This window comes from Rhodococcus sp. 008, from assembly GCF_001682295.1.
Lineage (GTDB): Bacteria > Actinomycetota > Actinomycetes > Mycobacteriales > Mycobacteriaceae > Rhodococcus_F > Rhodococcus_F qingshengii.
This window is the reverse complement of record NZ_CP012749.1, coordinates 3,671,756-3,687,282: the sequence shown is the minus strand read 5'-3', so window position 1 is coordinate 3,687,282 and position 15,527 is coordinate 3,671,756. Positions and strand designations below refer to the sequence as shown.

General features: G+C 63.6%; 10 protein-coding genes. 5 read left to right on the top strand and 5 right to left on the bottom strand.

Annotated elements, in window-relative coordinates; genetic code table 11:
- Positions 1 to 169 precede the first annotated feature (169 nt).
- On the top strand, positions 170 to 1,480 hold the full coding sequence (locus AOT96_RS17165; protein ID WP_054187117.1) for a S1 family peptidase: 1,311 nt from the start codon (positions 170 to 172) through the stop codon (positions 1,478 to 1,480).
- Between the two features lie 79 nt (positions 1,481 to 1,559).
- Here the strand turns inward: AOT96_RS17165 and AOT96_RS17160 are convergent, their stop codons facing one another.
- The gene (locus tag AOT96_RS17160) at positions 1,560 to 2,210 is read right to left on the bottom strand and encodes a glycine zipper family protein (RefSeq protein WP_003943407.1); all 651 of its coding nucleotides are present in this window, start codon (positions 2,208 to 2,210) and stop codon (positions 1,560 to 1,562) included.
- A 359-nt stretch (positions 2,211 to 2,569) separates the two neighbouring features.
- On the opposite strand from AOT96_RS17160, the gene AOT96_RS17155 reads away from it, so the two are divergent.
- Positions 2,570 to 5,722 carry a (Fe-S)-binding protein gene (locus AOT96_RS17155; protein WP_065352065.1) on the top strand — a complete coding sequence of 1,051 codons (3,153 nt, stop codon included), beginning with the start codon at positions 2,570 to 2,572 and terminating at the stop codon, positions 5,720 to 5,722.
- 172 nt (positions 5,723 to 5,894) lie between these two features.
- On the opposite strand, the gene AOT96_RS17150 is transcribed toward AOT96_RS17155, so the two are convergent.
- Positions 5,895 to 6,350: a hypothetical protein gene (locus AOT96_RS17150; protein ID WP_065352064.1), complete on the bottom strand. Its 456-nt coding sequence runs from the start codon at positions 6,348 to 6,350 to the stop codon at positions 5,895 to 5,897.
- Between the two features lie 45 nt (positions 6,351 to 6,395).
- Positions 6,396 to 7,574, bottom strand: a complete 1,179-nt coding sequence (locus AOT96_RS17145; RefSeq protein ID WP_065352863.1) for a DUF6745 domain-containing protein — start codon at positions 7,572 to 7,574, stop codon at positions 6,396 to 6,398.
- Positions 7,575 to 7,818: 244 nt separating this feature from the next.
- Between AOT96_RS17145 and AOT96_RS17140 the strand changes: the two genes are divergently transcribed.
- Entirely contained in the window at positions 7,819 to 8,751 is a 933-nt protein-coding gene (locus AOT96_RS17140; RefSeq protein WP_065352063.1) for a hypothetical protein, read from the top strand.
- On the opposite strand, the gene AOT96_RS17135 is transcribed toward AOT96_RS17140, so the two are convergent.
- Positions 8,741 to 10,681 (bottom strand): S9 family peptidase, encoded by a 1,941-nt coding sequence (locus AOT96_RS17135; protein WP_065352062.1) that lies wholly within the window; start codon positions 10,679 to 10,681, stop codon positions 8,741 to 8,743. The two genes, AOT96_RS17140 and AOT96_RS17135, sit on opposite strands and share 11 nt — an antisense overlap.
- Before the next feature lie 76 nt (positions 10,682 to 10,757).
- On the opposite strand from AOT96_RS17135, the gene AOT96_RS17130 reads away from it, so the two are divergent.
- Positions 10,758 to 12,011 (top strand): pyridoxal phosphate-dependent aminotransferase, encoded by a 1,254-nt coding sequence (locus AOT96_RS17130; RefSeq protein ID WP_003943683.1) that lies wholly within the window; start codon positions 10,758 to 10,760, stop codon positions 12,009 to 12,011.
- Positions 12,012 to 12,519: 508 nt separating this feature from the next.
- Positions 12,520 to 13,782, top strand: a complete 1,263-nt coding sequence (locus tag AOT96_RS17125) for a YibE/F family protein (RefSeq protein WP_065352061.1) — start codon at positions 12,520 to 12,522, stop codon at positions 13,780 to 13,782.
- A gap of 9 nt (positions 13,783 to 13,791) precedes the next feature.
- On the opposite strand, the gene AOT96_RS17120 is transcribed toward AOT96_RS17125, so the two are convergent.
- Positions 13,792 to 15,468, bottom strand: a complete 1,677-nt coding sequence (locus AOT96_RS17120; RefSeq protein WP_231917222.1) for an Hsp70 family protein — start codon at positions 15,466 to 15,468, stop codon at positions 13,792 to 13,794.
- Positions 15,469 to 15,527: the final 59 nt, after the last annotated feature.

The window sequence follows — 15,527 nt, the reverse complement described above, 5'->3', positions numbered from 1 at the left end:
GTGCTGTTGTCGGTCGGGGTCAGCGCTGTCTGCTCTTGTAACGGGTGGGAATAGCGCGTTCGAACCCATATAGTCATGGTCGACTGTGATCGGCTCACCACAAGTCCGTGAGCCGTATCCGTGTGCTCCCAGGGGGGTGGTACGCGGTCAACGAAGTGGAAAGGCCCACATGCGAAGCTCCATCGCACGTCGCGCCGCAGTGTTCGGTTCGGCCGCGCTGCTGCTCCTCGGACCGATTACCGCGGTCGCGAACGCAGAACCGAACGAATCCGGGGTATCCGATCAGGCAGCCCATCTGCCCGTCGAACTCGCCGAAGCCCTACAGCACGACTTGGCGCTGACGCCCGACCAGTTCGTCTCGCGTTCCGAACTCGCGCAGAAGCTCGCGGAGTTCGCCGCCATCGCGCGCGTCCAGTTTCCCGACTCTTTTGCCGGAGTGTGGCTCGACGACCTCGGCAAGGGCATCGTCGCTCTCGCTGACGGTCGCGACAAGGATGCTGCCCGCGAGGCCGCCGAGAAGGCCGGTTTCGAGGTCAAGGACGTCGCGCAGAGCGAGCAGGCTCTGCAAGGTCAACTCTCGGCACTCAACACCTGGCTCGATTCGCAGCCTGCCGAGGTCGCAGACCTCGTGCGTGGCATCGCCGTCGACGTCGTCGGCAACGGAGTCGCCCTCACGGCCGATCCTGCCGCCGGCATCGAATTGCCTGAATTCCTGAAGCGGACCGTCGTCCATACCGCTGCTCCGCTACTGGTTCCCCCGATCGTCGCGGACCTCATCCCCGCAACCGGATCCGCAACCGGCGACGCTGCACTGGGCGGAGACGCCTTCGGCGCAACCTCCGGTAACACTGGACTGCGTTGTTCATTCGGCTTCAACGGCACCGACGGTTCAGGACGCACAGTCAACATCAGCGCCGGTCACTGCGATCCCAACCGTGCCGCTGCCGGCACCTCGAACTCCAGCCAGGTCTTCCCAATGGTGAACAACCAGACCGGGCCCCGCGTCGGGTACTTCGCCAAGAGCAGCTTCGACGGGCGCGACTACTCGATCATCAACATCGACGACAACGCGAAGTACCGCTTCGAGAACAACAGCGTGCGGGTCCCGTTCAACCGCTCGGTCAACATCACCGGTACCGCCGATCCTGTCGTGGGCGCCCCGGTCTGCAAGGCAGGATCGACCACAGGCTTCAGCTGCGGCGTCGTCACCGGCGTCAACCGCGTCGCAAAGGTTTTGGATCACACCCTCGACAACGGCTTCACCACCAACATCTGCGTCCTGCAGGGTGACAGCGGTGGCCCGATCGTCTCCGGAACGTTGGCAGTGGGCATCACGAGTGCGTCCAACGTCGCCACCTCTCCCCTGTGCGAGATCGCTCAGGCAGAGACACTGTTCGGGCAAGAAGCCCCGACCCAGTACGCGACGCCGATCAACGACATCCTCGCCGCCAACCCAGGCCTGAAGGTTCGCGACTACTGATCACACGCATTACTCGAGACAGCAAAACGGGCGCCACACCTTCTGAAGGTGTGGCGCCCGTTTCGGCGTTCGTGACGTTCTACTGGAAGAGAGTTGTTCCAGCCGGAGCGTTCAGAACCTTGATCAGGTCCAAGCCCGCGACGACGGCAGTTCCGCCGCCGGCGAGGATGGTACCGGCGACTCCACCGATACCGGCCCCTGTGACCATGCCGGGCAGGCAGCCGACGACCAGGCCGGGCAGACCCACGATGCAACCGATGACCGCCCCGACGATCGTGCCGGTGAGGCTACCGATCTGCGTGGCAAGCCCGAGCTGTGACTGGAACTTCTCGATTGCCTTCTGATCCTCGTCAGGCGAAGCAACCGGGGTGAACTCGGCAGCGACCGGCTTCGGCTTGGAGCTGGCCGGGTCCAGGTTCGGCTTGAGGGTGAGGGTCTTGCCGTCCTCACTGACGGTCTCGTCGAACGGGAACTGAACGTCGCCGAGGTTGAACGCGAGCGGAAGGCTCACGAGAGTTGCGCCCTGGCTGTTCTGCAAGTCGACGTGAGTTCCGTCGCCCGAGACCCGGAATGCTCCGGCGTCGATGGTGGTGACAACGGCCTGGTCGACGACCTCGGCGGTGTACGAAACGTCGGGTGACGTCTCCGGAGCTGCGTAAGAAGTACCTGCAGCGATGCCCGTAGCGGCAATGGTCATCGCTGCGACGGCCGCAGCTTTTCGAATGAACATTTTTGATCCTCCCCGGGATCGGGCGGGCGTCAGTCGATGACTCACACCACCCGTTTCCCCTGTGCGTGACGGGCGTAACGATAACAGCCGGTCGGTTGTTCTCACCTGCTCGGAACCCGACTTAGGGCTGCCTGACAGATGGACACCTGACGGGCACCGCCTAACGTGACGACCAGACATGTCTGCGTCTGGCCCAGCCCGTCCGACGCAGAAGATCGATCTCTCCAGGCCACGAGCGGTTACCAGCCGGTACCTACAGGCTGGTAATGCTAGTTACTGGCGGGTAACATAACGCAGGTTAGTATCAGTGGGCTGTCCCGAGGTGGCCGACGCGTCGCCCTGAAACGAAAGGCCGCGACATGAATGCCCTGACGATTACGTTGGGCACGATTGGTGCTCTGCTGAGCTTGGTGTGTTGGTACATCTTCCTCTCAGGCGCGCTGAGGATGTTCAACACCGTGCGCATCGGCCAGTCGGCACCCGATCGATGGCGCCCGTTCTTCCCTCGCTTCAAGCAGATGATCATCGAGTTCATCGCGCACACGCGCATGAACAAGTTCCGCAGCGTCGGCTGGGCCCACTGGCTCGTCATGGTCGGCTTCCTCGGTGGGTTCCTGCTGTGGTTCGAGGCCTACGGCCAGACGTTCAACCCCGAGTTCCACTGGCCCATCTTCGGTAACACGTGGGCGTGGCACCTGTGGGACGAGATCCTCGGCCTGGGCACCGTCATCGGTATCACCACGCTGATCGTGATCCGTCAGCTCAACCACCCGCGTCTGCCTGCACGCCTGTCCCGTTTCGGCGGCTCCAACTTCAAGGCCGCCTACGTCATCGAGGGCATCGTCCTGCTCGAGGGCCTGGGCATGATCATGGTCAAGGCAGGCAAGATCGCGACCTACGGTCACGCCAACCCGTGGACCGACTTCTTCACCATGCAGGTCGCGAAACTGCTTCCCGCCAGCCCCGTCATGATCTCGGTGTTCGCATTCGTGAAGCTGATGACCGGCATGATCTGGCTCGCGATCGTGGGCCGCAACATCACCTGGGGCGTCGCGTGGCACCGCTTCTCGGCGTTCTTCAACATCTACTTCAAGCGTGAAGACGACGGCACCGTCGCCCTCGGCGCGGCAAAGCCCATGATGTCCAAGGGCAAAGTCCTGACGATGGAGAACGTCGACCCCGACACCGACACTCTCGGCGCCGGAAACATCGAAGACTTCTCCTGGAAGGGCTGGCTCGACTTCACCACCTGCACCGAGTGCGGTCGTTGCCAGTCCCAGTGCCCCGCGTGGAACACCGGAAAGCCGCTCTCGCCCAAGCTGCTCATCATGTCGCTGCGTGACCACGGCTACGCCAAGGCCCCGTACCTGCTCGCTGGTGGACGCAAGGACATGGGCGGCGACGAGATCGGTCTCGTCGACAGCGAAGGCAATGTCAAGGAAGGCGCCCTCGCAGCCATCCCCGAGGCGGCACGCCTCGAGGCCGACCGCAAGCTCGTCGGTGAAACCGTCGAAGGCGAGATGGCCCCGGTCATCGACGCCGAAACCTTGTGGAGCTGCACCAACTGCGGCGCCTGCGTCGAACAGTGCCCCGTCGACATCGAACACGTCGACCACATCATCGACATGCGTCGCTACCAGGTCCTGATCGAATCGGAGTTCCCCTCCGAGCTCGCCGGCCTGTTCAAGAACCTCGAGAACAAGGGCAATCCCTGGGGTCAGAACTCGAAGGATCGCCTCAACTGGATCAACGAGATGGACTTCGAGATCCCCGTCTTCGGCAAGGACGCCGACAGTTTCGAGGACTACGAGTACCTCTTCTGGGTCGGCTGCGCCGGCGCCTACGAAGACCGTGCCAAGAAGACCACCAAGGCCGTTGCCGAACTCCTCGCCACCGCGGGAGTGAAGTTCATGGTCCTCGGCGCCGACGAAACCTGCACCGGCGACTCCGCACGTCGTGCCGGCAACGAGTTCTTGTTCCAGCAGCTCGCGATGCAGAACATCGAGATGCTCAATTCGGTCTTCGACGGTATCGAGCAGAAGAAGCGCAAGATCGTCGTCACCTGTGCGCACTGCTTCAACGCCCTCGGCAACGAGTACCCGGAGGTGGGCGGCGACTACGAGGTCGTGCACCACACTCAGCTGCTCAACCGTCTGGTGCGCCAGAAGAAGCTGATCCCGGTTGCGTCCGTGAGCGAAGACGTCACCTACCACGACCCGTGCTTCCTCGGACGCCACAACAAGGTTTACGACGCTCCCCGTGAACTCATGGAAGCCTCAGGCTCCAAGCTCGTCGAAATGCCGCGTCACGGCGAACGTTCCATGTGCTGTGGTGCCGGTGGTGCTCGCATGTGGATGGAAGAGAACATCGGCAAGCGCATCAACGTCGACCGCGTCGACGAAGCGCTCTCGACCAACCCCAAGAAGATCGCCACGGGTTGCCCGTTCTGCCGCGTCATGCTCACCGACGGCGTCACTGCCCGCCAGGAGCAAGGCCAGGGCGAAGGCGTCGAGGTCGTCGACGTCGCGCAGCTGATGCTGAACTCCGTCACTCGTCTCGATCCCGCCCAGCTCGGCGAGAACATCAAGGTGATCCCACGCGAGAAGGCACCGGTCGCTGCTGAGGCAAAGGCCGAGACCGTCGAGCAGGATCGGGTCGCCGAAGTCGAGGAAGCTGCCGCGACTCCGGAAGCCAAGGCTGCACCGGCAGGCAAGGGTCTGGCCATGAAGGGCCTCGCCAAAGCACCAGGTGCAAAAGCTCCCGGTGCCAAGGCACCCGGCAAGGGGCTCGGAATGGCCGGCGGGGCAAAGGCTCCCGGCGCCAAGAAAGCGGCTCCCGCCGCAAGCGCGGAAGCTCCCGCTGACGAAGCTGCTGCACCGGCAGCACCTGTCGCAAAGCCCAAGGGTCTCGGCTTGGCAGGCGGGGCCAAGGCTCCCGGCGGCAAGGGACTGCAGATGAAGGGCGCCGCCAAGGCACCCGGAGCAAAGGCCGCTGCCGCGCCGGCAGCGGAAGCTCCGGCTGCTGAGGCTGCTGCACCCGAAGCTGCTGCACCCGTCGCCAAGCCGAAGGGTCTGGGCCTGGCGTCCGGCGCCAAGGCACCCGGCGGCAAGGGACTGCAGATGAAGGGCGGGGCCAAGGCTCCTGGAGCAAAGGCTGCTCCTGCTTCTGAAGCACCTGCTGCTGCTCCGGCAGAGGCTCCGGCCGCACCGGTAGAGGCTCCGGCCGCCGAGGCGGAAGCCCCGAAGGCTCCGCCTGCCGCCAAGGCCGGCGGACTCGGATTCAAGTCGGGCGCAAAGGCTCCCGGCGCTCGGAAGGCAGCTCCCGCTGCGGCCCCGGCGCCGGCTGCTGAGGCCCCGGCTCCCGAGGCCGAACCTGTGAAGGCAGAACCCGCCGAAGCACCTGAGGCGTCCGCACCCGCGGAAGCTCCGGCGCCTGCTGCCGCGCCGCCCGCCCCCAAGGCAGGCGGACTCGGATTCAAGGCCGGCGCGAAGGCTCCTGGCCGCAAGAAGTAAGCGCACCACACGCGAATGCCCTCACCGTCACGGTGAGGGCATTCGTGTTTGTGCGGGAGCCTTTGCCGACCGAGCACCCTTTCCCTCGACCCAACACACCGTCCAGCACACGGAAACCGGTGCTCGCCCTATGCAAGTGGTGCCCACTCCCCGCCAACTCGAGGCCGGCGTGTCAGTCGGCGACAAGCATCACCGCACCGCGCGCACGCCCGACGCCCCTTTCCTGCTGCCGGCCGATGACGTATCGTCCCTGAGCGATGCCGGTCGCGCCGTGCTCCGGGTGGATGAGGTACGCGGTCACTCGGGTGTCGAGCATGCCGAGTGCAAGGCCCCGAGCATCTTTCACCGGCGTCGACCACGTGCACTCCCCTTCGTCTGCAACCAGACTGTGGGGGTTCCCTCCCGCCGCACTTCGCAGCAGTTCCACGCCGGAGAGCGGCACTCTCACAGAGCGTGTCCATGGCAGAGGCGCCACGATATTTGCGAGCAGCGAAAACGGGATCACGATGAGATCGCCTTGCGCCTGAAGTCCGTCGATCACAGGAATGGACACTTCCTGGTCCAGGTAGTCGAAGACATCGAGGCCGGTGAGGCTGGTGAGAGCGGACAAGGTCATGTTCGAGTTCATAAGTATCACCCAAGGTTTGAGGATTGAGGGTAGAGGGTTCGAGATTCAGGTTCGACGAACGAGACGGGAATAGTCGGTACCGGTGATGCCGTAAGTCCATCCGGCGGCATCCAACGCGGAGGTAAACCATCCGGGTACGTGAAGGCCGTATCGACGCCGATGCCCGTCGCGTTCGAGAGAACCGTTGACCGCGAGGAGAATCCGTCCACTTCGACCCCAGCCCTCCGGCGACGCGTAGAGCTGCAGCAGGCAACCGGCGTTACCGGGATCGTCGGTTTGGTCGACCAGTGTCAGGCCCGCCAGCTCGATGTAGGAATCCCACCCGATCCGCTCGATTGCACATCGACGGATCTCTACATTGCGCTCGTGTGCGATGCGTTCGGCGGTGGGGTCGAGCACTACCCAGTCTGGAACGATCGCTCCGTGTAGAACGAACGCCTTTGTACCGTCTACAAATTCGATTGCGGGGGAATCAGAATGATGCAAGCGCCGTGCTCCCTGCGCGCTGCCCGGAATCGGTTCGGCATGTAAGGCGGTGGGTCGTTCCGCCATGATGCACACGTCGTCGAACGCCCACCACCACCCGGTCGAGTCGGCCAGTGCGGTCTGCACGTCGAGGAGTTCACGGTCTTCCGAGCGGAAGGTCGCAAGACCGAATCGATGGCATGTGTCGTAGTACGCGATTCGATGTGCGTCCTGCTGCCCGTACCAGGTCACTTCCCCGGCCACCGGAGTCGACATCGTTCGTATCGCAGCTGCGACGCCGTCGAACAGCGTGGTGTGCAACGATTCCCAAATGGACGCCCTGATCAGGCGCTCCCCCTGCCGGCGTTCCATCTGCCAGCCAGTTCTCCGACATTCGATTCGCGCGTCCATGCGTCGGCGCGATGCCGCAAACATGCTCGCGATATACCCGGAAGCGCAGTCGAGGCCGGTGCCGTCCAATGACATCTTGGTCGACAGTCCTTCGGTGACGATCAGGTCCGAACCAGCAGACGGCGACGGGACCCAGACGAACTCCGGTTTCGGGAGCCCGGAGCGTCGATACAGTTGCGCGACAGAGGCTTCTGCGGTGTTTCGATCAGCAGGACGAGTACACAATCCGCGTTCGAGCCACACGTCGCGGATCTTTTCCAGGGCCAGACTGTCTTCATCGAAGAGATTGAAGTTCTCGGGCAATGTCGCTCGATGTGATGCCGACGAGCGAATCGGTGCGGCGCTCACGCGACGGTGGCGGTGTCCGCCTTTCCTGTAGTCATAGTTGAACAGCCTGGCACGCGAACGCTCCGGACTCAAGGGTTTCCTAGAGCGCGACACCGGGAACCTGCCACCGTTTCCCATACCGAACACCCTCTCCAGCGACGCGAAACCGGTTCGAGCTGTGGACAAGTGGTGTTCACTCACGGCTATCCACACCCCCGGGGTCACGGCTTCCTTTCCAGCGCCGGGCACAGCAAGATCGATCGACATGGGGGAACAGACACATATCATCCGCAGGCCGGACCAACTGTCGATCGGTCGCACCGATGCCGAGATCCGACAGGCCTGCGCTAGTGGAACCTGGGCCAGAATCCATCGTGGTGCGTACGTGGACAGCGGCCACCTGTCCCGCCTCGACGCATACGGACGACATCGATTACGGGCAGAGGCCGTGGCCTGCGCCGCTTCACCCGGTGCCACTGTCAGCCACGTCTCGGCTGCGGTTCTGCACGGTTTCGAACTCTGGAACACTCCGCTCGAGGTCGTTCACCTGTCCCGGAACCGGCGAGGTGGTGGCCGAAAGTCCGCTCGACGTCACGTGCACTCGACATGGCTGGCGGACAACGAGATCACCGAAGTCGATGGGCTGCGCGTCACGACTCCGGCACGAACTGTTGCGGATCTCGCGAGGACACTCACTTTCGAACAGGCTCTCGTCGTGGGCAATTCAGCGTTGCACCGTTCAAGGTTGCCCAAGGACGCGGTTGCAGCATCGCTGGCACTCAGCCCGAACGATCCGCGCCATCGACATGCGCTCCACGCGCTCACCGCGATGGACTCCCGTATCGAAAGCGTCGGTGAATCACGGAGCCTCGCATTGTTCCTGCACGAACACTTACCGCTCCCCGAACCCCAGGTCGACATCCACGACGCTCGAGGGTTCGCCGGCCGCGTCGACTTCCTGTGGCGTGAGCAGCGCACCATCGGAGAGTTCGACGGCCGCATCAAGTACGGCCGACTGGTGCCCGCCGGTCGCAGCCCCGAGGACGCGCTCTGGAACGAGAAGCTCCGCGAAGACCGACTCCGTGACGCAGGGTGGGAGGTCGCGAGGTGGACGTGGGCCGACCTGTCGACCCCGTCACTGGTGGCAAGCCGGATCCTGGCGGCCTTCGCGCGCAGCCACGGGGCCGTCAGCTACTGATCGCAGGCTTCCACAGCTCGAGCGTCGGAATGCCGGGTGGAGTGAATCCGAGCACCTGCCCGTAGAAGGACAGCTCGGCGTTGCGTGAGCTGATGATGGTCGACTGCTTGCGGAATCCGTGAGATTCACCCTCGTAGGCCAGGTACGCGTGCGGAATGCCCTTGGCCACCAGAGCATCCCGGAATCGCTCCGCCTGCGAGGGTGGCACGATCGGATCGTCGAGACCCTGGAGAAGCAACACCGGGCAGTTCAACCCGTCGACGTTGTTGAGTGGAGCACGTTCCGCGTACAGGTCGGCAGATTCCGGCAGCGGGCCGATCAAACCGTCGACGTAACGCGATTCGAAATCGTGAGTTTCCTGCACGAACAGGTCCAGTTCAGCCACGCCGAAATAGGAAGCACCACAAGCGAACACGTCGGACGTCGTCAGTGCGGCCAGAACGGTCCAACCACCGGCGGATCCGCCTTCGATGGCAAGGCGGGCCGGATCGGCAAGCCCCTGCTCGGCCAACCCGTTGACGGCGGTGACGACGTCCTGCACGTCGACGACACCCCACTGACCACGCAATCGATTACGGTACTCACGTCCGTAACCGGTCGACCCGCCGTAGTTCACGTCGACGACGCCGATTCCGCGGCTGGTGAAGAAGGCGTAGACGAGGTTGAGGGCCGGTGCGACGTGCGCCGTCGGCCCACCGTGAACAAACGCGACATACGGCGGCAGTTCATCGTCGGGCCCTTTGTATCGCGGACTGCGCGGCGGATAAGCAACGGCGTGAACTTCTCGCCCGTGTCCGTGAGCCACGACGGCTCGCGCTTCCGGAAGATAGGCAGACTCGGGCAATTCTTCGACCGACGAACGGATTTCGGTGAGTTCGCCGGTACCGAGGTCCAGTTCACGTAGCGCGCCCGCCAGTTTCGCGCCTCCCGAGATGAGCAGTAACCGATCTCCGCGAACCTGCATGAGGCCGATGCTGGTGACACCCGGGATCGTGATGTCGCGCAGTTCCCCCGACGCCGGGTCGAGTACCGCCAGCGTGTCGGTTCCGACGGTGCGTGCGGTGAGCAGGTGCCCGTTGCCGAGTTCGACGAACCAGCGCCCACCGAAGCGCCACTGCGGGCCACCGAAATCCGCGTTCACCGGGCAAATCGGGCTGATCTTGCCGCCGACGCGATAGATGTTCCACCAGCCGCTGCGATCGCTGATTGCGTAGAGTTCGTCGTCGGTGATCCACTCCGGCTGCAGGACGGACTCTTCAAGTCCGCCGATCAGCACGGAATACGCCTGAGCGACGCCGTCGACGAGTGGAGCTACCCGCAGTTCGGTACCGTCCCAGGGCATTTGCGGATGGTTCCATGCGATCCAGGCGATCTTGGTTCCACTCGGCGAAAGCCTCGGTGACGAGAGGAAGTCCGAGCCGCCGACGATCGAGCGGATGTTGCCGGAACCGTCCAGCGGAATCGCGCAGATATCGCGAGTGATCGCCCCGTCCTCCGCGTGCACTTCCCGAACCGCCCACACCTCGCCGTTCACGATCTGCAGGTCTGCGTATCGCCACGCGGCCGGCGACGCCGGTTCGGGCGTCAACGCCCGTGGAGTGACTCCTTCGAGGATGTACACCCGTTGATCGGAGAATTCACTGAAGACCAGTTTTCCGGACTCGGTGACCGTCCAGGCGCCACCGCCGTACTCGTGAACCCTGGTACGCGCGTTCCACGGCGCGGGGAGGATGTCGACGGGTTGGTTGTCGAGACCAGATCGACGGATCGAGGTCCGACCACCCTCGGTCGGACGAAGTTCAGCCCACCAGATCTCGTCACCGACGTATCGTCCACCCTCGACAGGGTGCCCACCTGCAGCCAGATCAGCTGCTCCGATCGGAGAAGTCCACGATCCGTACGGGGCTGCAATCTGCTCGCTGGGGGTCATCGCTCGACAATAGCCAACGGGGCGTGCGACACGGTCCCCGACAATGCACTTGCACAGTGGTGGAATCATGTAACTCGTGAGCACACCAGAACCCGTCCGCCACCGTCAGCCGCAGCGCGAGCTGGAGCAGTCGTCGAAGCTCCAGAACGTCCTGTACGAAATCCGTGGACCGGTACACGCGCATGCCGCCCGGTTGGAGGCGGAAGGACACCGGATCCTCAAGCTCAACATCGGCAACCCGGCACCGTTCGGATTCGACGCCCCCGATGTGATCATGCGGGACATGATCGCCGCCCTGCCCTATGCACAGGGCTATTCGGAGTCGAAGGGCATTCTGTCGGCGCGGCGCGCAATCGTGACGCGTTACGAGCTGGTTCCCGGCTTCCCCGAGCTCGACGTCGACGACATCTACCTCGGCAACGGTGTTTCCGAACTGATCACGATGACCATGCAGGCCCTCCTCAACAACGGCGACGAGGTTCTGATCCCAGCACCGGACTACCCCCTGTGGACTGCGATGACGAGCTTGTCCGGAGGCACGCCCGTCCACTATCTCTGCGACGAGGCCAACGACTGGAATCCCGATATCGCCGATATCGAATCCAAGATCACCGACAAGACCAAGGCTCTCCTCGTCATCAACCCGAACAACCCCACGGGTGCGGTGTACTCGATGGAGGTTCTGCAGCAGTTGGTCGATCTGGCACGCAAGCATCAGCTTCTGCTGCTCGCCGACGAGATCTACGACAAGATCCTCTACGACGACGCCAAGCACATCTCGCTGGCAACACTTGCCCCTGATCTGCTGTGCCTGACGTTCAACGGCCTCTCGAAGGCCTACCGCGTCGCCGGCTACCGCTCCGGCTGGGTGGCGATCACGGGCCCGAAGGATCACGCGGCCGGCTTCCTCGAGGGACTCGATCTCTTGGCGTCGACCCGTCTGTGCCCCAACGTCCCCGGACAGCACGCCATTCAGGTCGCCCTCGGCGGTCACCAGAGCATCGAAGACCTGATCCTGCCCGGCGGCCGCCTGCTCGAGCAGCGCGACGTCGCTTGGGAGCGATTGAACATGATTCCGGGCGTTTCGTGTGTGAAGCCTCGCGGCGCGCTCTACGCGTTCCCTCGTCTGGATCCGAACGTCTACGAGATCCACGACGACGAGAAATTGGTTCAGGACCTGCTTCTCCAGGAGAAGATCCTGATGGTTCAAGGCACCGGGTTCAATTGGCCGAATCACGATCACCTTCGGATCGTCACCCTTCCGTGGGCCCGAGATCTCGCCGTGGCCATCGAGCGATTCGGCAACTTCCTCACCAGTTACAAACAGTAGATTCTCACGCTGAATCCGGCTGAAATCGAGTAAACAATTCGTTGTACAAATGCCCCGTAAACGTAAAACTGCGGGGCATTTGTGCGACCTTGGTCACATTTTTCGCAAACCAGGCGGTTTGATTGACTCTTTAACTATTTAGTGACCTGCCCCGATGTGAAAACGGTCCAACCGGTACGTGATTCGTTGTGAAATTGGTAGTTGGACAACGCGCCAAATCGGTTTGAAATTGGGTACATTAGTTAGCAGCACTTCGGTGCCGCGAGCACCTGGTATCCCTCCCCCCCTGTGGATACCAGGTTGGTGGCGGGGACAACCCCCCCTGTTCCCCGCCACCCAGCTCGACCAATCCCAGTTTCACAACCCCTCATCGGTAGCACCGGTTTTCGCCGACTCTGCCTTGCAGCGACACTGCCTTTCACCGACACTGCCGTCAGAAGCTGACCATTCGCTTCGGAGCCGATAACATTGCACCGGTGCAAATCCCCAGTCCGACACTCAGTTTCCGATGAGTCACGGCCATGGCCACGGTGGCCCCATTCAGATCGGCCCCACCGCATCACGCGTCGTCATCGGGTTGCTCGTCGTCATCGGCATGGTCGTCGTCGCGGCAGCTGTCGCACTGTGGCCGGACAAGAGCACCATTCCCGTCCCACTCCCCTTCCAGAATGCCGACGGCAGCTCGGTGGAAACCGAGGCGGGCACCGTCACGATGCAGGATCTCGGTGACTGCGGAAGTTCCTCCGCCGGAAGGGTATTCGTCGGTGCCCCGCAACCGCCGCCTACCTCCGCCTACCAGTGCCAGCGAAGTATCGTCGATATCGAATCCGGGCGGAATGCCGGAACGAAGACATTGCTCGAGGTCATTCCGGGCGCCGGTCAGCCGGACCTTCGCGTGGGTGACCACATTCGCCTGGTGCGTCAGACCGACCCGAACGGAAACACGCAGTACTCCTTCGAAGACTATTCGCGTGGGCTCCCGCTGGCGTTGATCGTCATCGCGTTCGCCGTCGTCATCATCGCAGTCGCACGGTGGAGAGGGCTGCGCGCACTCGTCGGCCTGGTGATCGCCTTCGGCGTAGTCGTCGGGTTTCTCCTACCCGCTCTGCTCGACGGCAAGCCTGCGATACCGGTTGCGCTGGTCGCCGGGGCGGTGATCTTGTACGCGGTTCTCTATCTGGCGCACGGGGTCTCGCTCAAGACCAGTTCGGCTTTGCTCGGCACCCTCGCCGCCATGGTGCTCGCCGCGGTTCTCTCCTACCTCTGCATTGAACTGACACACCTCACCGGTTTGTCTGAAGAGCAGAACACCAATGTTCAGACCTATATCGAGCACATAGACATCACCGGCCTGCTGCTGGCGGGCTTCATCATCGGCTCGCTCGGCGTTCTCAACGACGTCACCATCACCCAGGCATCCTCGGCATTCGAGTTGGCCGAACTCGACAAGCATGCGTCCCGTCGAAAAGTCTTCGGCGGTGCGATGCGGGTCGGACGTGATCACATCGCCAGCACGGTCTACACCTTGGTTCTCGCGTACGCGGGTGGGGCGCTGCCACTGCTACTGCTCTTCAGCGTCAGCGGGCGCCCACTTCAGGACGTCCTGGTCGGTGACGCCGTCGCAATCGAGATCGTAAGGTCCGCTGTCGGCGGAATAGCCCTGGCGCTTTCGGTTCCACTCACCACTGCCATCGCCGTGATTCTCGCCCGTCCGCCCGGTAGCGCGGTCAAGGCCGGCCCCACGTCAGGTGGCCGACACTCCAAACGCTGAAAGCGAGCCTCAGAGTCCGGGAATCGGTGGGAGAACCGGCAGCAGAATCGGCGGAAGCCCCGGGATGTAGATCGCCGGCGGTGGCGGCGCGGGCGCGGGCGCGGGAGGCACGTAAGTGTCCTGCACGACTGGCGGAGCCTCGACGACCGGAGGGGCTTCCTCCGTCGTCGTCGGGGGCGCGGTCGTTGTGGTCGTAGGCGGCGGGGTAGTCGTGGTCGTCGGTGCCGTCGTGGTCACCTCGGTTGCCACGGGTCCGGCGTCCTCGGAATCGAAGACCTTTCCTCCGTAGCCCAATCCCAGCCCCACGATCACGATCGCCGCGATCACACCGGCGCCGAGGCCCGCGAACCGTAGCGGGTTTCTCGGCTCTTTGGATGTCGATTCAACGGGTTGTGTCCCGGCGAGCCAGGACGGGTGTGCGGTTCCTGCTCCGGGTCCCTCGCCTTCGTACATCGCCGAGTACGCCTGGGCGTCAACCATCACGGCCTCGGTGTCTGCGTCACGTTCTGTGCCGAATCCGTCCGTGGCCTGGTCGCTGTCGGCGACCACGAGATCTGCGGCCGGATCGAATCGTTGCTCGTGTCGGTTCGGTCGCGGCTGAGGCAGTTCCGCCGCGTAAGGGCTCGGCACCTGTTCTTGCGGAACGGACTTCGTGCCGGAAGCGGCTTCGGACAAGGCATTCGGCCGCTCCGATTCCGCGAGCGTTGCGACCCCTCCGTGGCTGAACGCTTGAACCGGAACGGGTACCTCCGCCGGGGTGTGGATCGGATACGGCGCAAAGATCGGCGCTACAGCCGGAACCTGAACCGGGGCAGATACCGCGCGCGCCGATGGCGTCATCGACGACTCCGCGATCAGCGCAGCGCCTTGAGCAGTCACGAGTTCCGGCTGCTCGGGCGCGATGAGGGGGCACTCCAGCCACGCGGCGAGGGTCGCCCGCACGATCGGAATGCGTGCACCGCCACCGATCAGGAGAATCGCGTCGGGGTTACGGCCGGACGTTGCGATGACCTCTCGTATCTCGCGTGCGAAGGCCTCCACCGACGTGACGACCAACGAATCGAAAACTTCCCGCGACAGCAGGAGAAGCCCGCCGGGGCCGGGCAGGCACACCGCACTTCGTGAGGACAGCTGTTCCTTCGCGAGTCGGCATCGCGCCTGCAGTTCGGCATCGCCGCCCGGGTCGGCCGGCGTAGCTATACGGCGACGCACGGTCTGATCCGAGTAGACGAGCTCGTCGAAGTGATCTCCACTGACCCGCGTCGACCGGGCGGTGACGACGGTAGACCGCATCTGCCTGTCCACAATGCTGATCGTCGATCCAGAACTACCGATGTCGACGACGACGAGTGTGCTCCGGTCGGTCAACGCACCGGACTCCTCGAGCATTCGAAGCGTCGCGACTACTTCGGGAACCAGCTCGAAGTTGTCGATGCCCTTCTGTTCGAACGCTGTTTGGAGTGCTCCGGCCTGCGCTTGATCCCGGCAAGCGACGACCGTATTGCTGCCGAGGTCGGCATTCTCGGTCAAGGCCACGCCGGTTGCCTCCGCTGCGACTTCCTCGGGAATCTCGCGGCCTCGATCGACCGCTCTGGATCGGAACACCGGACCACTGTGGTCGGGCGTCCCCGGGCGCGCCAAACGCACAGCGCTGGCTCCCACCGTCACACCCAAAACCAAGTTCATGATCCACCTTCGTCGACCGTCGACGGGTTCCGTCACCAGACCCCGTCATTCCCCGGCCG

Bases quoted from the DNA above. Each gene is read 5' to 3' on its own strand.
- AOT96_RS17165 (WP_054187117.1), top strand. From the start codon at position 170: ATGCGAAGCTCCATCGCACGTCGCGCCGCAGTGTTCGGTTCGGCCGCG.
- AOT96_RS17160 (WP_003943407.1), bottom strand. From the start codon at position 2,210: ATGTTCATTCGAAAAGCTGCGGCCGTCGCAGCGATGACCATTGCCGCT.
- AOT96_RS17155 (WP_065352065.1), top strand. From the start codon at position 2,570: ATGAATGCCCTGACGATTACGTTGGGCACGATTGGTGCTCTGCTGAGC.
- AOT96_RS17150 (WP_065352064.1), bottom strand. From the start codon at position 6,350: ATGAACTCGAACATGACCTTGTCCGCTCTCACCAGCCTCACCGGCCTC.
- AOT96_RS17140 (WP_065352063.1), top strand. From the start codon at position 7,819: ATGGGGGAACAGACACATATCATCCGCAGGCCGGACCAACTGTCGATC.
- AOT96_RS17135 (WP_065352062.1), bottom strand. From the start codon at position 10,681: ATGACCCCCAGCGAGCAGATTGCAGCCCCGTACGGATCGTGGACTTCT.
- AOT96_RS17125 (WP_065352061.1), top strand. From the start codon at position 12,520: ATGAGTCACGGCCATGGCCACGGTGGCCCCATTCAGATCGGCCCCACC.
- AOT96_RS17120 (WP_231917222.1), bottom strand. From the start codon at position 15,468: ATGAACTTGGTTTTGGGTGTGACGGTGGGAGCCAGCGCTGTGCGTTTG.